The organism is Mycolicibacterium chlorophenolicum, assembly GCF_001044235.1.
In the GTDB taxonomy this organism is placed as follows: Bacteria; Actinomycetota; Actinomycetes; order Mycobacteriales; family Mycobacteriaceae; genus Mycobacterium; species Mycobacterium chlorophenolicum.
This window is the reverse complement of record NZ_JYNL01000068.1, coordinates 1-20,107: the sequence shown is the minus strand read 5'-3', so window position 1 is coordinate 20,107 and position 20,107 is coordinate 1. Positions and strand designations below refer to the sequence as shown.

The 20,107-nt window shown below is 67.1% G+C and carries 21 protein-coding genes; 12 read left to right on the top strand and 9 right to left on the bottom strand.

Annotated elements, in window-relative coordinates; all coding sequences use genetic code 11:
- Positions 1-9: 9 nt before the first annotated feature.
- The 4 genes from tig to MCHLDSM_RS28340 all read left to right on the top strand — a co-directional run bounded on the left by tig (position 10) and on the right by MCHLDSM_RS28340 (position 4,366).
- Positions 10-1,464, top strand: coding sequence for a trigger factor (gene tig, locus MCHLDSM_RS28355; protein ID WP_048473159.1), 1,455 nt, complete (start codon positions 10-12; stop codon positions 1,462-1,464).
- A 115-nt stretch (positions 1,465-1,579) separates the two neighbouring features.
- Positions 1,580-2,191: an ATP-dependent Clp protease proteolytic subunit gene (locus MCHLDSM_RS28350; RefSeq protein WP_082162111.1), complete on the top strand. Its 612-nt coding sequence runs from the start codon at positions 1,580-1,582 to the stop codon at positions 2,189-2,191.
- Positions 2,188-2,847 carry an ATP-dependent Clp protease proteolytic subunit gene (locus MCHLDSM_RS28345; protein ID WP_048473158.1) on the top strand — a complete coding sequence of 220 codons (660 nt, stop codon included), beginning with the start codon at positions 2,188-2,190 and terminating at the stop codon, positions 2,845-2,847. The genes MCHLDSM_RS28350 and MCHLDSM_RS28345 overlap by 4 nt, the downstream gene beginning before the upstream one ends.
- Before the next feature lie 142 nt (positions 2,848-2,989).
- Positions 2,990-4,366, top strand: a complete 1,377-nt coding sequence (locus tag MCHLDSM_RS28340) for a vanadium-dependent haloperoxidase (protein ID WP_048473157.1) — start codon at positions 2,990-2,992, stop codon at positions 4,364-4,366.
- Between the two features lie 6 nt (positions 4,367-4,372).
- Here MCHLDSM_RS28340 and MCHLDSM_RS28335 read toward each other — a convergent pair whose 3' ends face one another.
- Complete coding sequence (locus MCHLDSM_RS28335; RefSeq protein WP_048473156.1) at positions 4,373-4,816, bottom strand: TIGR03618 family F420-dependent PPOX class oxidoreductase; 444 nt, start codon at positions 4,814-4,816, stop codon at positions 4,373-4,375.
- A 135-nt stretch (positions 4,817-4,951) separates the two neighbouring features.
- On the opposite strand from MCHLDSM_RS28335, the gene MCHLDSM_RS38640 reads away from it, so the two are divergent.
- Positions 4,952-5,236: a hypothetical protein gene (locus MCHLDSM_RS38640; RefSeq protein WP_048473381.1), complete on the top strand. Its 285-nt coding sequence runs from the start codon at positions 4,952-4,954 to the stop codon at positions 5,234-5,236.
- Between the two features lie 6 nt (positions 5,237-5,242).
- On the opposite strand, the gene mmuM is transcribed toward MCHLDSM_RS38640, so the two are convergent.
- Positions 5,243-6,124 carry a homocysteine S-methyltransferase gene (gene mmuM / locus MCHLDSM_RS28325; protein WP_234714229.1) on the bottom strand — a complete coding sequence of 294 codons (882 nt, stop codon included), beginning with the start codon at positions 6,122-6,124 and terminating at the stop codon, positions 5,243-5,245.
- Between the two features lie 263 nt (positions 6,125-6,387).
- Here mmuM and clpX point away from each other — a divergent pair, with 263 nt between their 5' ends.
- A complete protein-coding gene (gene clpX, locus MCHLDSM_RS28320; RefSeq protein WP_048473155.1) occupies positions 6,388-7,668 on the top strand; it encodes an ATP-dependent Clp protease ATP-binding subunit ClpX in 1,281 nt (426 codons plus the stop codon).
- Between the two features lie 72 nt (positions 7,669-7,740).
- On the opposite strand, the gene fdhD is transcribed toward clpX, so the two are convergent.
- A complete protein-coding gene (gene fdhD, locus MCHLDSM_RS28315) occupies positions 7,741-8,565 on the bottom strand; it encodes a formate dehydrogenase accessory sulfurtransferase FdhD (protein ID WP_048473154.1) in 825 nt (274 codons plus the stop codon).
- Between the two features lie 192 nt (positions 8,566-8,757).
- Between fdhD and MCHLDSM_RS28310 the strand changes: the two genes are divergently transcribed.
- Entirely contained in the window at positions 8,758-10,935 is a 2,178-nt protein-coding gene (locus MCHLDSM_RS28310) for a glutamine synthetase III family protein (RefSeq protein ID WP_048473153.1), read from the top strand.
- A 5-nt stretch (positions 10,936-10,940) separates the two neighbouring features.
- Here MCHLDSM_RS28310 and MCHLDSM_RS28305 read toward each other — a convergent pair whose 3' ends face one another.
- The 4 genes from MCHLDSM_RS28305 to MCHLDSM_RS28290 form a co-directional block, all read right to left on the bottom strand.
- The gene (locus MCHLDSM_RS28305; protein WP_048473152.1) at positions 10,941-12,026 is read right to left on the bottom strand and encodes a YncE family protein; all 1,086 of its coding nucleotides are present in this window, start codon (positions 12,024-12,026) and stop codon (positions 10,941-10,943) included.
- 118 nt (positions 12,027-12,144) lie between these two features.
- Positions 12,145-12,414, bottom strand: a complete 270-nt coding sequence (locus MCHLDSM_RS28300) for a metal-sensitive transcriptional regulator (protein ID WP_048473151.1) — start codon at positions 12,412-12,414, stop codon at positions 12,145-12,147.
- Between the two features lie 58 nt (positions 12,415-12,472).
- Entirely contained in the window at positions 12,473-13,345 is an 873-nt protein-coding gene (locus tag MCHLDSM_RS28295; protein WP_048473379.1) for a sulfite exporter TauE/SafE family protein, read from the bottom strand.
- A gap of 5 nt (positions 13,346-13,350) precedes the next feature.
- The gene (locus MCHLDSM_RS28290; RefSeq protein WP_048473150.1) at positions 13,351-13,941 is read right to left on the bottom strand and encodes a rhodanese-like domain-containing protein; all 591 of its coding nucleotides are present in this window, start codon (positions 13,939-13,941) and stop codon (positions 13,351-13,353) included.
- 205 nt (positions 13,942-14,146) lie between these two features.
- On the opposite strand from MCHLDSM_RS28290, the gene MCHLDSM_RS28285 reads away from it, so the two are divergent.
- The 5 genes from MCHLDSM_RS28285 to MCHLDSM_RS28265 all read left to right on the top strand — a co-directional run bounded on the left by MCHLDSM_RS28285 (position 14,147) and on the right by MCHLDSM_RS28265 (position 18,626).
- A complete protein-coding gene (locus MCHLDSM_RS28285; protein ID WP_048473149.1) occupies positions 14,147-15,526 on the top strand; it encodes an MBL fold metallo-hydrolase in 1,380 nt (459 codons plus the stop codon).
- A gap of 22 nt (positions 15,527-15,548) precedes the next feature.
- Entirely contained in the window at positions 15,549-16,751 is a 1,203-nt protein-coding gene (locus MCHLDSM_RS28280; protein ID WP_048473148.1) for an NAD(P)/FAD-dependent oxidoreductase, read from the top strand.
- Positions 16,752-16,785: 34 nt separating this feature from the next.
- Positions 16,786-17,145, top strand: coding sequence for a thioredoxin (gene trxA, locus MCHLDSM_RS28275; RefSeq protein ID WP_048473147.1), 360 nt, complete (start codon positions 16,786-16,788; stop codon positions 17,143-17,145).
- A 259-nt stretch (positions 17,146-17,404) separates the two neighbouring features.
- Positions 17,405-17,818 carry a DUF302 domain-containing protein gene (locus MCHLDSM_RS28270; RefSeq protein ID WP_048473146.1) on the top strand — a complete coding sequence of 138 codons (414 nt, stop codon included), beginning with the start codon at positions 17,405-17,407 and terminating at the stop codon, positions 17,816-17,818.
- Between the two features lie 34 nt (positions 17,819-17,852).
- Positions 17,853-18,626: a sulfite exporter TauE/SafE family protein gene (locus MCHLDSM_RS28265; protein ID WP_048473145.1), complete on the top strand. Its 774-nt coding sequence runs from the start codon at positions 17,853-17,855 to the stop codon at positions 18,624-18,626.
- Between the two features lie 39 nt (positions 18,627-18,665).
- On the opposite strand, the gene MCHLDSM_RS28260 is transcribed toward MCHLDSM_RS28265, so the two are convergent.
- Together MCHLDSM_RS28260 and MCHLDSM_RS28255 are read right to left on the bottom strand one after the other, a co-directional pair.
- The gene (locus tag MCHLDSM_RS28260) at positions 18,666-19,514 is read right to left on the bottom strand and encodes a sugar phosphate isomerase/epimerase family protein (protein WP_048473144.1); all 849 of its coding nucleotides are present in this window, start codon (positions 19,512-19,514) and stop codon (positions 18,666-18,668) included.
- Between the two features lie 185 nt (positions 19,515-19,699).
- On the bottom strand, positions 19,700-20,107 hold a 408-nt coding region (locus tag MCHLDSM_RS28255; protein WP_048473143.1), incomplete at its 5' end, for an aldehyde dehydrogenase family protein.

The following is a 20,107-nucleotide window of genomic DNA, read 5'->3' as shown; positions in this document are numbered from 1 at the left end:
AGTACCAACGTGAAGAGCACCGTCGAGAAGTTGAGCCCGACCCGGGTGCGCATCAACGTGGAGGTGCCCTTCGCCGAGCTCGAACCCGACATCGACCGCGCCTTCAAGCAGCTGGCCAAGCAGATCCGGCTGCCCGGGTTCCGTCCCGGCAAGGCGCCCCGCAAGCTGCTCGAGGCCCGCGTCGGCCGCGGCGCCGTGCTCGAGCAGGTCGTCAACGACGCGCTGCCGGCCCGGTACAGCGAGGCCATCACCTCCGAGTCGCTGCAGCCCATCGGCCAGCCCGAGATCGAGGTGACCAAGCTCGAAGACAACGAGGAGCTGGTCTTCACCGCCGAGGTGGACGTCCGCCCCGAGATCGACCTGCCCGACCTGTCGGCGCTGACGATCACCGTCGACCCCGTCAGCGTCACCGACGAGGACGTCGACGCTGAGATCGAGGCGCTGCAGAAGCGGTTCGGCACTCTCACCGGCGTGGACCGGCCGGCCGAGGACGGCGACTTCGTCTCCATCGACCTGTCGGCCACCGTCGACGGCGAGGACGTGCCCGAGGCGAAGACCGAGGGCCTCTCGCACGAGATCGGATCCGGTCAGCTGATCGAGGGTCTCGACGAGGCGATCATCGGGCTGAAGGAGGACGAGTCGAAGTCCTTCACCACCACCCTGGTCGCCGGCGAGCATGCCGGCCAGGAGGCCGAGGTGACCGTCACCGTCAAGTCGATCAAGGTGCGCGAGCTGCCCGAGCTCGACGACGAATTCGCGCAGCTGGCAAGTGAATTCGACACCATCGACGAGCTGAAGTCGGACCTGCGCGAGAAGGTCGAGCGCGTCAAGCGGGTTCAGCAGGCCGAGGCCATCCGCGACAAGGCCATCGAGGAGCTGCTGACCCAGGTCGAGGTCCCGCTGCCCGAGGCGGTGGTGCAGGCCCAGGTCGACGACACGCTGCACAACGCCATCCACGGCCTCGACCACGACGAGGACCGCTTCGCCGAGTCGCTCGCCGAGCAGGGCAGCAGCCGCGAGGAGTTCGACGCCGACAACCGCAGCAATGCGGAGAAGGCCATCAAGACCCAGCTGCTGATGGACGCGATCGCCGACAAGCTCGACATCCAGGTCGGCCAGAACGACCTGACCGAGCGGCTGGTGCTGATGTCGCGCCAGTACGGCCTCGAGCCGCAGCAGCTGCTGCAGATGCTGCAGCAGAACAACCAGCTGCCGGCGATGTTCGCCGACGTCCGCCGCGGCCTCACCGTGGCCGCCGTCGTGCACGGCGCCACCGTCAAGGACACCGACGGCACCGAGATCGACACCGCCGAGTTCTTCGGTCCCTCCGGGGAGCAGGCGGCGGACGACGATCAGATCGCCGCCGACGACGCTGACGACGACACCGCCGAGGACGTCACCGAGGACACCGCCGAGGACGCCGCCGACGACACCGCGGCCGCCGAGGACGACGACGCCAAGTGATGCTGTGAGCGAACGCGCGTCGTCTGGGGACTCCCCGGCGGCGCGCGTTGGTTAGTGTCGTTCGTAAGACCGGTCACCGCGTCGGAAGTACACAGAAGAAAGCAGGTATCCAGTCGTGACTGACATGCGTGGCGCCTCATCGGGCCTCAACCTTGTCGACTCGGTCTATGAGCGCTTGCTGTCCGAGCGCATCATCTTCCTCGGCTCCCAGGTCGACGACGACATCGCCAACCGGCTGTGCGCGCAGATCCTGCTGCTCTCGGCCGAGGACCCGACCAAGGACATCCACCTCTACATCAACTCGCCCGGCGGCTCGATCAGCGCCGGCATGGCGATCTACGACACCATGGTGCTCGCGCCCTGCGATGTGGCGACCTATGCGATGGGCATGGCAGCGTCGATGGGCGAGTTCCTGCTCGCCGCCGGCACCAAGGGCAAGCGCTATGCACTGCCGCACGCCCGCATCCTGATGCACCAGCCGCTTGGCGGCATCACCGGTGGCGCCGCGGACATCGCCATCCAGGCCGAACAGTTCGCCTCGATCAAGAAGGAGATGTTCCGCCTGAACGCGGAATTCACCGGGCAGACGATCGAACGCATCGAGGCCGACTCGGACCGCGACCGTTGGTTCACCGCTCAGGAGGCTCTCGAGTACGGCTTCGTCGATCACATCATCACCAGCGTGACCATCAACGGCGACGGACCGGGAGCAGGAATCGACAAATGACCGACAACATTCACCCGTCCCTGGACCCCCGCGTGCAGCCTCAGGCGCGCTACATCCTGCCGTCGTTCATCGAGCACTCGAGCTTCGGCGTCAAGGAATCGAACCCGTACAACAAGCTGTTCGAGGAACGCATCATCTTCCTCGGCGTGCAGGTCGACGACGCGTCGGCCAACGACATCATGGCCCAGCTGCTGGTCCTCGAGTCGTTGGATCCGGACCGCGACATCACCATGTACATCAACTCGCCGGGCGGCTCGTTCACCAGCCTGATGGCGATCTACGACACCATGCAGTACGTGCGGGCCGACATCCAGACCGTCTGCCTGGGTCAGGCCGCCTCGGCCGCCGCGGTGCTGCTGGCCGCCGGTACGCCGGGCAAGCGCCTGGCGCTGCCCAACGCCCGCGTGCTGATCCACCAGCCCGCCCTCGGTGGCGTGATCCAGGGGCAGTTCTCCGATCTGGAGATCCAGGCCGCGGAGATCGAGCGCATGCGCACGCTGATGGAGGAGACCCTCGCACGGCACACCGGTAAGCCGCCCGAGGTGATCCGCAAGGACACCGATCGCGACAAGATCCTGACCGCCGAGGCGGCCAAGGAGTACGGCATCATCGACACGGTGCTGGAGTACCGGAAGCTCTCGGCGCAGAAGGTCTGATCACTTCACGAGTACCTGTCCGCAGCGCGTGGTGCGAGCCTGAAAAGAGGTATCGCACTACGCGTTGCGGCGTCTCTAAGCGTCCATAACGTCCTCCCTGAGTGACGCATCCGCGTCACCACCCACTCAGGGGAGGTTTCTCATGAACAGCGTTCTGTACTGGAACTCGGTTCTTCTCGAAGCGTCGAGGCGCGATTTCACCAAGGGGTACGTCAACAATCAGCAGCCCGGCCCGATCCGCACGTCGCGGGCGATGGCCATGGCGCATCTCGCCATCCATGACGCGATCGCGCTCCACCCCACGGGTAACGCGGCGGCCGCCTACCTGACGAAAAAGGGGCAGCCCGCAGTCGCTGTGAGCGGACCGCTGGACGACGTCGTCGCGGGAGCTGCGGTCACCATGCTCAAGCATCTCTATCCGGCCTACGCGCCGATGTTCGACGATGCGGTCGGCTCCTCCAACGCCGGAGCTTTCGGCAGTGGAACGAAGGTGGCCGACGCCATCATCGCGCTGCGCGCCGGGGACGGTTCGGACGTCGCGATCAGCACGCCGCAGCTGCCGATGCCCGTCTACGGTCAGCACCGCGCCGACCCCTACACGCCGGGTCAGGCGCGACTCGGATCGGTGTGGGGGAATGTGACGCGCTTCGCCGGTGCGGCGCACCAGCCCCTCGACATGTTTCCCGGCAACGGTCAGACCAACTACCTCACTGATCCCGACTACAAGGACGACTTCGAGGAGGTCCGGGACTTCGGCTCGGCGCAGCGACGGTCTCGCACGCCGGAGCAGGAACGGATCGGTGTCTACTGGGGCTACGACGGTGCCAACAATCTCGGCGTGCCGCCGCGGCTCTACAACCAGATCGCCCGCGAGATCGTGGCGATCAAGATGCTGCCCTTGCGTCGGACTGCAGAGCTGTTCGCCGTGCTGAACGTCGCGATGGCCGATGCAGGTATCGACGCCTGGCATCACAAGTACGTCAACAACCTGTGGCGTCCCGTGGTCGGCATCCGCGCCGAGGCCGCGCCGCACCGCGACCCGTTCTGGGCGCCGCTGGGCGCGCCGCAGACCAATTCTGCGCGCGGTACCACGACGCCACCGTTCCCCGCGTACCCGTCCGGTCACGCCACCTTCGGAGCGGCGGTCATGCAGGTGCTGCGTTTGGGTCTTGCCACCGCGCCGAACCCGATCACGGTTGCCGACGTGCTCGACGTCGAAACGGGGAATTCGGCTCCCATCCCGGCCGAGACGTTCACGTTCGTGTCCGACGAATTGAACGGGATCTCCACAGACCCCGACGGCTCGGTGCGGGCCTACACGCCGGTCACGTTCCGGAACTTCGTCGAACCGGTGTGGGAGAACTCGGTGAGTCGCGTCTACCTCGGCGTGCACTGGCGGTTCGACGGGATCCCCCGCAACCCCGCGCACAACGTCGGCGGGGTGCCGCTGGGTCTCGCGGTCGGCCGAGAGGTCCACGACCTCTTCAATGACGGAGCGTCTCTCGGAGGCAGCGTCTGACGGGACTCAGCCGTTGCCGTAGATGCGGGTCGGGGCCACCAGGACGGCGACGCGACGTTGTTCGCGCATCGTCGCGTCGTAGGCGTCCCAGTCGTCGTGGGTGCCGCCGGCGGCGGTGAAGACATCCCGCAGCAGGCGCGCCAGCGCCTGCTCGGAGTCGAGCCAGGGCTGCGGGTCGTCGGGGCCGGCCAGTTCGGCCCGTCCCTCGACGGTGGCCCACTGCCAGCCCCGCCGGAACGTCGCCGCCGTCTGCGGGCGCGCCCGCAGGTTGGCCAGCTTGACCCTGCCGTAGGTGACATAGGCCAGCACCGGTTCGCCGGTCGCGGGATGAGCGAGGACGCCGGCGTTGATCAGAGACGACTGGATGGTGCCGTCCGCCCGCAACGTCGACACGACGGCCAGGCCGTTGTCCTCCCGCGCGAGCGCAACGGCGTCGGTCAGTGTGGTCATGGTCGCAGGGTACGACGCAGCGCTGCCGGTCGGACCGCAGCAAAAGGCCGCGCAACCCCATCCGTGCGTGTCAGGCTGGAGTTCGACACCGTTGTCAAGACGGCGAGCGATCATCTTCACGGCAAGGGGTGTGTCATGACGGGGAAGGTCAGATCGGGCGCGGTCGCTGCGATCGCTGCGGCAGCCGCAGCGCTGTCGGCGCCGGCGGTCGCGCAGGCGCAGGACCCGGTGTGCCCCGAGGGCACCTACTGGGAAGCCGCGATCCATCAGTGCGCCCCGGTGACGGTGTACGTCGACCCGGCGAATCCCGTTGTGGGACCGGTCGGTCCGGTCGGCGTGGGCGGCGTGGTCGGCCCGGTGGGTCCCGGACCCGTCGGACCGGGACCGGTCGGACCGGGTCCCCTCGGACCCGGCCGCTGACCATCGCTAGCCGACGTCGTCGGCGATGCGGGCGATGTCTGATGGCCGCACCCGGCAGCACCCACCGATGATGCGGGCGCCGGCCGCCACCCACTGCGGCACCAGTCCGGGCTGCCAGCTCGACGAGCCGGTCCACACCCGGCGCGGTCCGTCCCACACCTCGCCGCTGTTGGGGTAGACGACGACGGGTTTTCCCGTCACCTCGGCCGCGATGCTCACCGCGGGCAGGACGTCCTCGGGTGCGCAGCAGTTCACGCCGACCGCGACGACCTCGGGGCTGTCGGCGGCGACGGCGAACGCGTCGGCCAGCGGTTGGCCCGCGCGGGTGGCGTCTCCGGCGATCGTGTACGACAGCCACGCCGGCAGCCCCACGTCCCGCAGCAGAGCGGTGACGGCCTCGGCCTCGTCGACGTCGGGGATGGTCTCGACCGCCAGCAGATCCGGACCGGCGTCGGCGATGATCTCAAGTCTCTCCCGGTGCCAGTCGCGCAGCTGCGCCACCGTCAGGCCGTAGCGGCCCTGATACTCCTCGCCGTTGGCCAGTGCGGCGCCGTAGGGGCCGACCGATGCGGCCACCCACCCTCGGCCGACCGCGTCGCGCGCCGACCGGGCCAACTCCACGCCGCGGCGCAGCAGCATCCGGGCGGTCGGCCGGTCGATGCCGCGGGACGCGAACCCGTCGAACGACGCCTGATAGGTCGCCGTCGTCGCGATCTGGGCGCCCGCGCGCAAGAACGCGGTGTGCACCGCGACGATCTCCTCGGGGGCATCGAGGAGCAGCCGCGCCGACCACAGATCATCCGAGAGATCGTGCCCGCGCGCCTCGAGTTCCGTGGCCAGGCCACCGTCGCTGACCAGCACCGCGTCGTGCAGCGGGGGGAGATTCACGACGTCACCGTACGTCCCCAGCGCAGGTGGGTACTCTCGTTCGGGTAACGGCGGCGACACGCCAGAGACACGGTGGTGCGTTCCAGGACCGTCGGCACGAGAACAGGCGATATGTTGTCGCCACCACACATGAATATCAGCGACGCTATTCGACCTCATCGGTCGCACGGCGCCGGAATATGCGGGTAGCGTCGGGAATGTTGCGGTGCGACCCACCGAATCGATCGATCAGCGACAGCAACAGGAAGTAGGACCCCAGCACCATGGCACGCATTGGAGACGGCGGTGACCTGCTGAAGTGCTCGTTCTGCGGAAAGAGCCAGAAGCAGGTGAAGAAGCTCATTGCGGGACCGGGCGTCTACATCTGCGACGAGTGCATCGACCTGTGCAACGAGATCATCGAGGAGGAACTGGCCGACGCCGACGACGTCAAACTCGACGAGCTGCCGAAGCCGGCGGAGATCCGCGACTTCCTCGAGGGTTACGTCATCGGTCAGGACACCGCGAAGCGCACGCTGGCCGTGGCGGTCTACAACCATTACAAGCGGATCCAGGCGGGGGAGAAGAGCCGCGACTCGCGCTCGGAGCCCGTGGAGCTGGCCAAGTCCAACATCCTGATGCTCGGCCCGACCGGCTGCGGCAAAACCTACCTGGCGCAGACGCTGGCCAAGATGCTCAACGTCCCGTTCGCCATCGCGGACGCGACCGCACTCACCGAAGCCGGCTACGTCGGTGAGGACGTCGAGAACATTCTGCTCAAGCTGATCCAGGCGGCCGACTACGACGTCAAGCGCGCCGAGACCGGCATCATCTACATCGACGAGGTCGACAAGATCGCCCGCAAGAGCGAGAACCCGTCGATCACCCGCGACGTGTCCGGCGAGGGTGTGCAGCAGGCGCTGCTGAAGATCCTCGAGGGCACGCAGGCGTCGGTGCCGCCGCAGGGCGGCCGCAAGCACCCGCATCAGGAGTTCATCCAGATCGACACGACGAACGTGTTGTTCATCGTGGCCGGGGCCTTCGCCGGGCTGGAGAAGATCGTCTCCGACCGCGTCGGCAAGCGCGGCCTGGGCTTCGGTGCCGAGGTGCACTCGAAGGCCGAGATCGACACGCAGGACCACTTCGCGGAGGTCATGCCCGAGGATCTGATCAAGTTCGGGCTGATCCCGGAGTTCATCGGCCGTCTGCCGGTCGTGGCCTCGGTGACCAACCTGGACAAGGAATCTCTGGTGCAGATCCTGTCCAAGCCGAAGAACGCGTTGGTCAAGCAGTACACGCGGCTGTTCGAGATGGACGGCGTGGAGCTGGAGTTCGCCGACGACGCACTGGAGGCCATCGCCGATCAGGCGATCCACCGGGGCACCGGTGCCCGCGGTCTGCGCGCCATCATGGAGGAAGTCCTGCTGCCGGTGATGTACGACATCCCCAGCCGCGACGACGTCGCCAAGGTGGTCGTCACCAAGGAGACCGTCGAGGACAACGTCCTGCCGACCATCGTGCCGCGTAAGCCGCAGCGCCCGGAGCGCCGCGACAAGACCGCCTGAGTTTCACCACCGCGAGAGTGCACTGGCGGTCGTTCAGTCAGCAGACTGACGACCGCCAGTGCACTTTCGTCGTCAGCTCTTGACGCGGTCGGGCCGGGTGTAGACGTTCATCGAGTCGCCGCGCAGGAAGGCGACCAGCGTCACGCCGGACTGGGCGGCCAGATCCACCGCCAGTGACGACGGCGCCGACACCGCCGCAAGCATCGGGATGCCGGCCATCACGGCCTTCTGGGTCAGTTCGAACGACGCCCGCCCGCTCACGAGCAGCACCGTTCCGCCCAGCGGAATCCGATGCTGCTCCAGCGCCCATCCGATGACCTTGTCGACGGCGTTGTGGCGACCGATGTCCTCGCGCACGACCAGCGGCACCCCGTCGGTGTCGAACAGGGCGGCGCCGTGCAGGCCGCCGGTGGCGGCGAAGACCTTCTGCCGGCTGCGCAGCGCGTCCGGCATCGCCGAGAGTGTCTCCGCGGTGATACTCGACGGGTCGTCGCCGGGAGCGTGCTTGCTGACGAGCCGGACGGCTTCAAGCGACGCCTTGCCGCACACCCCGCACGACGACGTGGTGTAGAAGTTGCGCGTCGGGTCGACCTCCGGTGCGGCGACGCCGGGCGTCAGCGTCACGTCGAGCACGTTGTAGCTGTTGACCCCGGTGTCGTCGGCGCCGCGGCAGTACCGCACCGAGGCGATGTCCTCCCGTCGCGTCACGACGCCCTCGGTGAGCAGGAAGCCCTGCGCCAGCTCGACGTCGGACCCCGGGGTGCGCATCGTGACCGTGATCGCACGGCCGTCGACGCGGATCTCGAGCGGTTCCTCGACGACCAGGGTCTCGGGGCGCGCGGCCGTGCTGTCGGCCGTCACGTGGTGCACCCGTCGGCGCGCCGTCACCCGGCCCACGGAAATCGCTTTCGCTCGGACATCTGTCCCATTGTGGTCTGTTCACCGCGGGACGGCCACGACGCCCCGTCCGTCATCTCCGCATTCTGGCGTTGACGCGCACGTAACAGGATCGGCATTCAGTGTTCCTACTGTTGGCCGGTCAATCGTCCGTGAAACAGATGCGGACGACGCAGCGGATAAGGAAGTCCATTGAGCGGTAACTCGGTACGCCTGCAGGCGATCAACAATGTCGAAGCGTATGTCCCGCCGGCGATCAGCTTCGACCCGGCCGAGGCGCCCGGCGAGGTGTTCGGGTCGAACGTGTTCACCAAGGCGGAGATGCAGCTGCGGCTCCCTAAGTCGGTGTACAAGTCCGTGGTCGCCACCATCGAGAAGGGCGCCAAGCTCGACCCGGCGGTCGCCGACTCGGTCGCCTCGGCGATGAAGGACTGGGCACTGTCGAAGGGTGCGACGCACTACGCGCACGTCTTCTACCCGATGACCGGACTGACCGCCGAGAAGCACGACAGCTTCCTCGAGCCGGTCTCCGACGGGCAGACGCTGGCCGAGTTCGCGGGCAAGACGTTGATCCAGGGCGAGCCCGACGCGTCGAGCTTCCCGTCCGGCGGTCTGCGCAGCACCTTCGAGGCGCGCGGTTACACCGGATGGGACGTCACCAGTCCCGCCTACATCCTGGAGAACCCGAACGGCAACACGCTGTGCATCCCGACGGTGTTCGTGTCGATGACCGGGGAGGCCCTGGACTACAAGACCCCGCTGCTGCGCAGCCAGCAGGCGATGGGCACGCAAGCCGAGCGCATCCTGAAGCTGTTCGGGCACAAGGACTTCGACAACATCGTGTCGTTCTGCGGTCCGGAACAGGAGTACTTCCTGGTCGACCGGCACTTCTTCCTCGCCCGGCCCGACCTGATCAACGCGGGCCGCACCCTGTTCGGAGCCAAGCCGCCGAAGGGCCAGGAGTTCGACGACCACTACTTCGGCTCGGTGCCCGAGCGGGTGCTGGGCTTCATGATGGACACCGAGCGCGAGCTGTTCAAGCTCGGCATCCCCGCCAAGACCCGGCACAACGAGGTCGCTCCCGGCCAGTTCGAGATCGCGCCGATGTTCGAGCGGGCCAACATCGCCGCCGACCACCAACAGCTGCTGATGACGATCTTCCGCAACGTCGCCAAGAAGCACGGCATGGAGTGCCTCTTCCACGAGAAGCCGTTCGCCGGGGTCAACGGCTCGGGCAAGCACGTCAACTTCTCGATGGGCAACGCGCAGTTCGGCAGCCTGCTGGTGCCCGGCGACACCCCGCACGAGAGCGCCCAGTTCCTGGTGTTCTGCGCCGCGGTGATCCGCGCCGTGCACAAGTTCGCGGGTCTGCTGCGGGTGTCGGTGGCCTCGGCGACCAACGACCACCGGCTCGGCGCCAACGAGGCTCCGCCGGCGATCATCTCGATCTTCCTGGGCGCGCAGCTGGCCGATGTGTTCGAGCAGATCGCCAAGGGGGCGGCGACGTCGTCGAAGGGCAAGGGGTCGATGATCATCGGCGTCGACACGCTGCCCGAGCTGCCCACCGATCCCGGCGACCGGAACCGCACCAGCCCGTTCGCGTTCACCGGCAACAGGTTCGAGTTCCGCGCGCCCGGATCGGGTCAGACCATCAACGTGCCCATGATCATCCTCAATACGATCATGGCCGACTCGCTGGATTACATGGCGACGGCGCTGGAGAAGGCCGTTGGCGACGGCGAGGACTTCGACCAGGCCGTGCAGAAGCTGCTGACCGAGATCATCACCGATCACGGCGCGGTGGTGTTCAACGGCGACGGTTACTCGGAGAACTGGCAGATCGAGGCCGCCGAGCGGGGCCTGCCGAACCTGAAGACGACCCTCGATGCGATTCCCGAGCTGATCAAGCCCGAGGCGGTCGAGGTGTTCGAGCGGTACGGGGTGTTCAACGAGCGGGAACTGCACAGCCGCTACGAAGTTCGTCTCGAGCAGTACGCGCTGACGATCGGCGTCGAGGCGAAGCTGGCCCTCGAGCTGGGCACCACGGTGATCCTGCCCGCCGCGGTGCGGTATCAGACGGAGCTCGCGCAGAACGTGGCGACGCTGAAAGCAGCCGGCGTGGCCGCGGATACCACGCTCCTGGAGGCGGTTTCAGCGCCGATCGCGGAGTTGACCGCCGCGCTGGGGTCGCTGAAGGCGGGGCTTGCGGACCACTCCGCCGAGTCCGCGCTCGACGAGGCCACGCATGCGCAGAAGGTGCTGTTGCCGGCGATGGACGCGGTGCGTGCCGCCGCCGACGCGCTCGAGGGCGTGGTGGCCGACGACCTGTGGCCGCTGCCGACGTACCAGGAGATGCTCTACATCCTGTGAGTCGCTCAGCCGGGGTCGATGATCTGCACGACGCCGGCGGTCACGCCGGCGACGAACAGCCGACCGGTCTTGGCATCGACCCCGACGGTGTACGGATTCTGCACCGTGGCAATGCGTTTCACCTCGCGCGGTGTCGGCTCGGCCATGTCGTAGCCGATGACCTCGTTGGTGCCCGACGACGCGACCCAGAGGATGTCGCGGGTCGGGTCGTAGGTGATGCCGTACGGACCGCCGGGCTGGGCGATCTCGCCGATCTGGCGGGGTTGCGTGTCGAATACGCGGACCGCGTCGCCGCGCGTATCCGCGGCGATGTAGCGGCCGTGCTTGTCGGCCACCAGATGGGTCGGTCCATCGCCGGCGGGCGTGGCTCCGACGATGGTCAGGTTCTCGGCGTCGTACACCGTCAGGTCGTTCTTGCGCACGTCGAGCATGCCCATCCGGTCACCCACCGGCGCCATGCCGGCGGGCTGGACGCTGTCGGTGAAGACCTTCACGATGTCGTCGCCGCGCAGCACGGTGACGGTGCCACCGAGCTCGTTGGCGACGAACACCGTTCCGTTCGGCGCCTCGGACGCGTCGTGCGGCACGGTGCCGGTGATGATCTGCGACTCCGCGCGGCCGCCGGGTAGCTCGACGCGGACCAGCGCGTTCGCGCTCTCCACCGGGACCAGAACGGGGCCGCCGGGTTTGGCGAGCTGCAGGTGCCGGGCCACGCCCGGAAGGGGAGTGCGTCCGGTGATCTCACCGGTGTCGGCGTTGATCAGCACCAGCTGGTCGGGTTTGCGGGTGGCGACGGCCACGGTGCGGCTCACGGCGTCGACGACGACACCCTCGGGTGCGGATCCGACCGGAACCAGCCGGCCCGGCGGCGGTTGCTGCGGCGCGGGCGCCGACCGGGGTTCGGCGGCGGGCGGCAGGCTGTCGGTGGGCGGGCGGGTGCCCTCGGTCGGGGCGCCCGGTGGGATGAGGCCTGTCGTGGTCGGCGTGCTGACCGGCGCGGACGGGGTGGTGGACGGGGTCGCCTGGTCCACGTCCTGACCGCTGCACCCGCTGACGAGAAGGACCAGGGCGAGCAGCAGCCGATACATCATGGTGTCGGGTCTACCCGATCAGGCGGTCGCGGACTCCCCGCAGAGGGTGTCGTAAGAAAGCCGAAACCGGGCACGGCCGCTCGCGGGGTCCGCGTGGTGACACTCTGCGGGGTCGATGTCAGGCCAGCGCGAGGAACAGCTTCTCGAGCTCGACCTCCGTCATCGGCTTCGCGCCGTCGGCGCCTTCACCGGTGATGCATTCCCGCAAGCCGGTAGCCACGATCTTGAAACCAGCCTTGTCGAGGGCCCTGGACACCGCGGCCAGTTGAGTGACCACGTCCTTGCAGTCCCGCCCCTGCTCGATCATCGAGATGACGCCGGCGAGTTGTCCCTGTGCCCTGCGCAGCCTGTTGAGCACTGCGCCGATGCTGTCTTCGTCACCAACCATGAGCGTCTCTCCTTTCACGCGTTATAGCCATGGTACCCGCGGGGGTATTCCCCGGTGCTCATGCCGGCGCGCTGGCGGGGCGGTTCGCCACCAGGTGGCGTAGCGGACAGAATCCAGTTCGGTTGCAGGCGAGGTACATCGCCAGGGCAACGGCTGTCAGCGCAGCAGCGGCCATACCGACGGCTAGGTGGATTTCCTGCGCCAGGATGATCGAAGACATTCCCAGGACGAACCATCCGAAGGCTTTCCGCAACGCGTCGGGGTCGACCATCGCGGTCAGGCGTGCGCCGATGAGAGCGCCGACCACGGCGGCGGCGGTGACGGCAAGGGCCACACCCCAGTCGATGTGCACGCTGGACAGGTAGCCGGCCAGGCCGGCGAACGACTTCATCGCGATGACGATCAGCGAGGTGCCGACCGCGACCGGCATGGGCAGCCCGCCCAGCAGGGCCAGTGCGGGCACCACCAGGAATCCGCCGCCGGCGCCCACGAGGCCGGTGACCAGGCCGACAACGAGGCCCTCGGCGATGATCTTCGGTATCGGCATCCGGTGTGCGCCACCGGCGGCGTGGACATTCTTGCGGCCACGGAGCATCGCGATGGCGGTGGCGATCATCATGACGGCGAAGCCGATGAGCAGCACCGTGCCCGGGATGAAGCGGGCCAGCAGACCGCCGGCGTAGGCGCCGGCCATGCCCGCCGCCCCGAAGATCAGGCCGGTGCGCCATTGCACCCGGCCGGCGCGGGCGTGTGAGACGGCGCCGACTGCGCTGGTCACGCCGACCACCAGCAGCGAGGTGGCGATCGCCTGTTTGGCGTCCATGCCGGCGACGTAGGCGAGCAACGGGACGGTCATGATCGAACCGCCGCCGCCGAGGAGGCCCAAGGCAATGCCGACGAAGACGGCCAGGGCAACGGTCAACGCGATCATGGCGGTCACCCGACCTTCTGAGCGACGGGCGACCCGATGAGCTGGGCGACAACCGTCGGAGCGTCACAGGTGGCGCCGCGGTTGTAAGGCAGCTTCGCCAGCAGCATGCCCATCGCGCAGGTGTTGGACAGTGCGGCGAAGGTGAGCCCGCCGCCGACGCCGGCCGCGAGCCACTTGAGCTTAGGCGCGGCAACGCTGCCCAGGATGCTGGTCAGCACGATCGAGCCGGCGACCAGGCGGACCTGGCGCTCGAGATCCCAGCGTGGAGTGCCGCGATTGACCGCGAAACCGGCGGACTCCCACGCCACGATCCCGCCGTCGAGGATGTGCACGTTGGTCAGGCCGGCGTTGCGCAGCGACTCCTCGGCCTGCGCGGCGCGCTGCCCGGAGCGACACACGAGCACTACCTCGTCGTCGAGATGCTTGATGATCTCGTCGCGGTGCTCGCGCAGCAAGTCCAGCGGCACGTTGTAGGCACCCGCGATGTGCGCGGTCTCGAACTCACCGGGTGTCCGCACGTCCAAGACCCGCGGTGGCGCGGCTGAACACAGGCGCTCGCTGAGGTTCTGCGAATCGATCGTTGCGGTGGTCGTCATGGCGATGAGGGTCCTTCCAGCTGGCCGGCGGTGACGAAAGCCTCTAGGGTCCTAGATACCGCCGGGGGTATATTCGATTGAGATGGTAGGCATACCCCGTGGGGTATTGTCAAGCGAGGAATCAGATACCCCCAGGGGTAGTTGACATACCCGTAGGGGTATATGCCAGGATGGCGTTACCGCACCGAATGAAGGGACTGAGGACATGAAGTTCACCCAGTACTACTTGGATTGTCTGTCGCACGCGTCGTATCTGATCGCCGACGAAACCACCAAGCGCGCAGTCGTTGTCGACCCGCAGCGCGACGTGTCCGAGTATCTGGCCGATGCCAGAGAGCTGGGTCTGACCATTGAGCTGGTGATCGAGACCCACTTTCACGCCGACTTCCTCTCCGGTCACCTCGAGTTGGCCAAGGCCACGGGCGCGAAGATCGTCTTCTCCTCCGTCGCTGAGACCGAATTCGAGTCGATGGGTGTCGCGGACGGCGAGATCTACTCGCTGGGCGAGGTCACGCTGGAGTTCCGCCATACCCCCGGACACACCCCGGAGTCGCTGAGCATCGTGGTCTACGAGCACCCTCGCGACAAGGTGCCCTACGGCGTGCTGACGGGCGACGCGCTGTTCATCGGCGACGTCGGCCGGCCCGACCTGCTGGCCTCGATCGGGTTCACCCGTGAGGAACTGGCCGACAAACTCTATGACTCACTGCACAACAAGCTGATGACCCTGCCCGACGCGACCCGGGTGTACCCCGCGCACGGTGCGGGCTCGGCGTGCGGCAAGAACCTGTCCACCGAGTTGTGGTCCACGATGGGCGACCAGAAGGCCACCAATTACGCGCTGCGCGCCCCGGACAAGGCCACGTTCATGAATCTGGTCACCGAGGGTCAGCCACCGGCACCGGGCTACTTCGTCTACGACGCGATCCTCAACCGCAAGGACCGCGAACTGCTCGATGAGACCAAGATGCCGCCCGCGATGACCTATCCAGAGGTGCTCGCGGCAATCGACCGCGGCGCCGTGCTGGTCGACGGCCGTACGCCCGAGGAGTTCGCCCTGGGGCACCTACGCCGCGCTGTCAACATCGGTCTGGAAGGCCGCTACGCCGAGTTCGCCGGCTCCGTCCTGCCCTCCGACGTCGACATCGTGCTGTTCACCGAACCCGGTCAGGAGCTGGAAGGCAAGAACCGGCTCGCCCGCATCGGCTTCGATCGGGTCATCGGCTACCTCGACAAGCCCTTCGAGGTGATGTTCGAGAATCGCGATGACGTCCAGGTGGCATCGCGACTGACGGCCAAGGCCTTTGACGAACGCGCGGCGCAGATCACCGCACTGCAGATCGTCGACGTCCGCAATCCCGGCGAGGTCGAGGCCGGCGCCATCCCGAACGCGATCCCGATCCCGGTGGGCCAGTTGCCCGCCCGGCTGGGTGAACTCGACCCCACCACGCCGACCGTCGTGTACTGCGCCGGAGGCTACCGGTCCTCGGTCGCGGCCAGCCTGCTGCGCCAACACGGCTTCACCGATGTCAGCGACATCCTGGGCGGCTATGGCGCCTGGGCAGAAGCCACCCAGAACGCCTGACTCGATTACAGGAGACACGTAGATGATCACCAAGGCCAAACACCAGATCCTGATCGTCGGCGGTGGAACCGCCGGCATCACCGTCGCGGCGCGGCTGCTTCGCAAGGGCTACTCCGATGTCGCGATCATCGAGCCGTCGAGTGCGCACTACTACCAGCCGCTGTGGACGCTCGTCGGCGGAGGTCAGGCGAAGGCCTCGTCGACCGAGCGGCCCGAGTCCTCGGTGATGCCGAAAGGCGCGACATGGATCAAGAATGGCGCCAGCGCCTTTGATCCCGACAACAACACGGTCACGTGCACCGACGGGGCGACCTACGCCTACGATGTGCTGGTCGTGTGCCCCGGCATCCAGCTCGACTGGAAGAGCACCGAGGGGCTAGAGGACGCCCTGGGTCGCGACGGCGTGTCGTCGAACTACCGGTTCGATCTCGCGCCGCGCACCTGGGACTACATCCGCACCCTACGGTCCGGCACCGCGGTGTTCACGGTGCCATCGGGGGCGATCAAATGTGCCGGGGCTCCGCAGAAGATCGCGTATCTGGCGTCGGACTACTGGAGAAAGCAGGGCGTACTGAAGGATATCGACGTCCACCTGGTCATGCCGGGCGCACGCCCCTTCGGAATTCCCGCCATCGCCGACAGCCTCGACAAGGTCATCGCCGACTACGGCATCACGTTGCACACCGAGGCCGAGATGACCTCCGTCGACGCGGCGTCGCACAAGGTCGGCATCACCAGCGTCGGCGGCGGTGGCACCGACACGATGCTGCCGTACGACGTGCTGCATGCCGTGCCACGCCAGTCGGCTCCGGACTGGATCAAGTCGAGTCCGTTGTCGACCGGCGATGCGGCCGGCTACGTGGAGATCGACAAGCACACCATGCAGCATGTGCGCTACCCCAATGTCTTCAGCCTCGGCGACGCCGGTTCGTCGCCGAACTCGAAGACCGGGGCGGCGATCCGCAAGCAGGCTCCCGTGGTCGTGGCCAACATCGACGCAGTCCTGACGAACCAACCGCTGCGTGCGTCGTACGACGGGTACTCGTCGTGCCCGATCGTCACGTCGTCGCACGCCATGCTGCTCGCGGAGTTCGACTACGACCTCAACCTGGAGCCCTCGTTCCCGGTGCTCGACCCGACCAAGCCGCACCGGGCCTACTGGTATCTCAAGAAGTACGGGCTCCCGTTCATGTACTGGAACCTGATGCTCAAGGGCCTTGCCTGACAGGCCAACTGCGGCACAGAGAAAGGACTCCGCAATGTCAACAGTCAATCTGTCAACATCGAACTTCGAATCCACGATCGCCGACAACTCCGTTGTCGTGGTCGACTTCTGGGCGTCGTGGTGTGGGCCGTGTCGCGCCTTCGCTCCGGTCTTCGACCGCTCGGCGACGTCACACCCCGACGTCATCCACGCCAAGGTCGACACCGAGGCGGAGCCGGAAATCGCCGGAGCGCTGCAGATTCAGGCGATCCCGACGATCATGGCCTTCCGCGACGGCGTGCTTGTCTACCGCCAACCGGGCGCGATGCCGGCGGCGGCGCTGGAGGACCTGATCACCAGGGTCAAGGCGCTCGACATGGCCGACGTGCACGCGAAGATCGCCGCCGAGAGCTGACAGGGAGATCCCGTGTGCTACCCCCAGAAGTGCCCCCGGTGTGGAATGACCGGCTGGGCCGGTTGCGGTGAACACGTCGATGACGTGATGCGCTCGATACCCCCAGCCCAGAGATGTACGTGCGAGCTGGGCTTTCCCGGCGACGATCGACAGGAAAGGAAACAGACATGACAACCGGTGCGCTCGCCATTCGCGCCACGTGATTGGCGAACACGCGCAGGCTGACCTCAGACGCAAGAACCTGGAAAGGAATTCGACAATGACACTGGCGATATCCACCACACTGCGTGCCTCCTTCGAGGAGGCTGTGGAAATGACCCGGAAAGCGCTTGCCCAGCAGGGTTTCGGAGTGCTCACCGAGATCGACGTCAAGGCCACGCTGAAGGCGAAGCTCGACGAGGACATGGAGGACTACCTGATCCTCGGCGCGTGCAATCCTGCGCTGGCCCACCGGGCGGTCGATGTGGACCGCCAGATCGGCCTGTTGTTGCCCTGCAACGTCGTGGTGCGCTCGGACCCGAAGCGAGACGGCGTGGTGATCGTCGACGCAATGGACCCTCAGATCATGGTCCAGGTCGCCGACCAACCCGGTCTGCGTGAGGTCGCCGACGACGCCGCGGTCAGGTTGCACGCCGCCATCGACGCACTGTCCTTGTCTTCGCCGAAGGAGTGATCACGGCCCCGGACGTGCTCGTAGAGGGTCGGCGATGACCATCGGGATCGCCCTCGCGCTGGGTGCCGTGATCGGCGTGATGCTGGGTCTGCTCGGCGGTGGCGGATCCATTCTCGCCGTGCCGGCACTGGTCTATGTTCTGGGCCTCGATATCGGCCAGGCGATTCCGATCTCCCTCATTGTGATCGGTATCGCCTCCGCTGTCGGTGCCGTCCCGAAAGTGCTTGCACACCAGGTACAGTGGCGGCTTGCCGCGATCTTCGCCGCGGCAGGCATCCCGGCGACCTTCCTCGGCACCGCCATCGGCAGGCATCTCCCGCAACCGGTTCTGCTGACCGGCTTCGCGCTGGTGATGGTCGTGGCGGGGATCCGGATGCTGCAGGCCAAGGGGGACACGGGAACCGCCTGCAGGGTGGAAGACGCCGGGATCAACTGGCGTCGCTGCGCCCCGCGATCGATCCCCGCGGGATTCCTCGTCGGCCTGCTGACGGGCTTGTTCGGCGTCGGCGGCGGTTTCCTGATCGTTCCGGCACTGGTGCTGATGCTCGGCGTGGAGATACCGATCGCGATCGGCACCTCGTTGCTAGTCATCGTTGTCAACTCCGCCGCGGGAGTGATCTCGCATCTGGGTGCGGCCGGCATCGATTCGACGATCACCGGGGCATTCGTCGGCACCGCCATCATCGGGTCGCTGGTCGCGGGCCACTACGGCACCAAGCTCGACACTCAGCGGCTCCAGCGGTGGTTCGCCTACCTTGTCTTCGCCGTGGCGGCCTACGTGCTCGTCGACACCGTGTTCATCCACTAGCGCCATCGGAATGCGCCCCATGCACCTCTACGCCGAGCATCAGAGGACAGCGAGCGCCGTCTCGGCAGCCGACGTAAGGGCTTCGCGTACCGGCAGGACACGGAACGACTCGGACAGGATCTCCACGCCCCACGGTCCGTCGAAGCCCTTACCGCGCAGCAGGTCGATGAGTCCGGAAAGGTCGAACGTGCCCTCGCCGCAGAGCTTTCGATGGTTCACGGTGTCCTCGAACAGCGTGCCGACCACCTCGGCTGCGGCGTCGTCGAGTTCCACGCCGAAGACCATCTCCCCGGGCAGAGCGGCGTCGAGCTCGGTCAGCGGGGTGCCTGCCCGGAACACGTGCCAGGAATCGACGAGCAGGCCGACCCCGGAATGCCCTGTCATGTGCGCCAATTGGGCGCCCATCGGGACGGTGGCGAGGCCGGAGAACGGCATCGTCTCGATGGCCAGGCGTGTACCCCGCTGCCGAGCCTGGTCGGCCAGCTCGCGCAGCGGCGCGACGAGGTGGTCCAGGTCGGTGAACGCCGGACCGGTCCGCGAACCGATCTTGATGAATGTCGGCTGGAGCACCTCGGCGGCGTCGAGCAGCAGATCCCGGACGGCGTAGGTGTTGCCCGCGTCGCCGCGCGGAACCCACCATCGTTCGATCAGCTCGATCTCGACGTGGGTCAGGCCCGCGTCGGCGATCATGTCGCGCAGTGCCGCGAGGCCGATCGAATCACGCACGGCGGCAATGTCATCGGCGATCAGGCCCATGCCGGTGTAGCCGGCCGCAGCGATGGCGTCGATGCGGTCAGAGATCGGCACCGGGCTGGTCGCCGGGCTCCGCATCGGTGAGGTGTCGCCGGCGCTGGTCCATGCCGTGGCGACGAGTGTGGGTTCTGCCATCGCATGGCCTCCGTGACGAGCGTGCGCGAACTGTCGCCCCCGAGCGGCGTGTCTTGTGCAGACACGCACGCTCGCGGGATGAGCTCAGTTGGTGGGGAAGCCGAGGTTGATGCCGCCGTGGCTGGGGTCGAGCCAGCGGGCGGTGATGGCTTTTTGGCGGGTGAAGAAGTTGACGCCGTCNGAGCTCAGTTGGTGGGGAAGCCGAGGTTGATGCCGCCGTGGCTGGGGTCGAGCCAGCGGGCGGTGATGGCTTTTTGGCGGGTGAAGAAGTTGACGCCGTCCATTCCGTGGGCGTGGCTGTCGCCGAAGAGGGAGGCTTTCCAGCCGCCGAAGCTGTAGTAGGCCATCGGGACGGGGATGGGGACGTTGATGCCGACCATGCCGACTTCGACTTCGTTCTGGAAGCGCCGGGCCGCGCCGCCGTCGTTGGTGAAGATGGCGGTGCCGTTGCCGTAGGGGTTTGAGTTGATCAGTGCCAGGGCTTGGTCGTAGGTTTCCACCCGCACGACCGACAGGACGGGGCCGAAGATCTCGTCGGTGTAGACGCTCATGTCGGGGGTGACCTGGTCGAGCAGGGTGGGGCCGAGCCAGAA

Coding starts and splice junctions, on each gene's coding strand:
- MCHLDSM_RS28265 (WP_048473145.1), top strand. CDS start 17,853: ATGACCATCGGGATCGCCCTCGCGCTGGGTGCCGTGATCGGCGTGATG.
- trxA (WP_048473147.1), top strand. CDS start 16,786: ATGTCAACAGTCAATCTGTCAACATCGAACTTCGAATCCACGATCGCC.
- MCHLDSM_RS28340 (WP_048473157.1), top strand. CDS start 2,990: ATGAACAGCGTTCTGTACTGGAACTCGGTTCTTCTCGAAGCGTCGAGG.
- MCHLDSM_RS28295 (WP_048473379.1), bottom strand. CDS start 13,345: ATGATCGCGTTGACCGTTGCCCTGGCCGTCTTCGTCGGCATTGCCTTG.
- MCHLDSM_RS28345 (WP_048473158.1), top strand. CDS start 2,188: ATGACCGACAACATTCACCCGTCCCTGGACCCCCGCGTGCAGCCTCAG.
- MCHLDSM_RS28335 (WP_048473156.1), bottom strand. CDS start 4,816: ATGACCACACTGACCGACGCCGTTGCGCTCGCGCGGGAGGACAACGGC.
- MCHLDSM_RS28270 (WP_048473146.1), top strand. CDS start 17,405: ATGACACTGGCGATATCCACCACACTGCGTGCCTCCTTCGAGGAGGCT.
- MCHLDSM_RS28285 (WP_048473149.1), top strand. CDS start 14,147: ATGAAGTTCACCCAGTACTACTTGGATTGTCTGTCGCACGCGTCGTAT.
- MCHLDSM_RS28290 (WP_048473150.1), bottom strand. CDS start 13,941: ATGACGACCACCGCAACGATCGATTCGCAGAACCTCAGCGAGCGCCTG.
- MCHLDSM_RS28300 (WP_048473151.1), bottom strand. CDS start 12,414: ATGGTTGGTGACGAAGACAGCATCGGCGCAGTGCTCAACAGGCTGCGC.
- MCHLDSM_RS28280 (WP_048473148.1), top strand. CDS start 15,549: ATGATCACCAAGGCCAAACACCAGATCCTGATCGTCGGCGGTGGAACC.
- MCHLDSM_RS28260 (WP_048473144.1), bottom strand. CDS start 19,514: ATGGCAGAACCCACACTCGTCGCCACGGCATGGACCAGCGCCGGCGAC.
- MCHLDSM_RS38640 (WP_048473381.1), top strand. CDS start 4,952: ATGACGGGGAAGGTCAGATCGGGCGCGGTCGCTGCGATCGCTGCGGCA.
- MCHLDSM_RS28305 (WP_048473152.1), bottom strand. CDS start 12,026: ATGATGTATCGGCTGCTGCTCGCCCTGGTCCTTCTCGTCAGCGGGTGC.
- clpX (WP_048473155.1), top strand. CDS start 6,388: ATGGCACGCATTGGAGACGGCGGTGACCTGCTGAAGTGCTCGTTCTGC.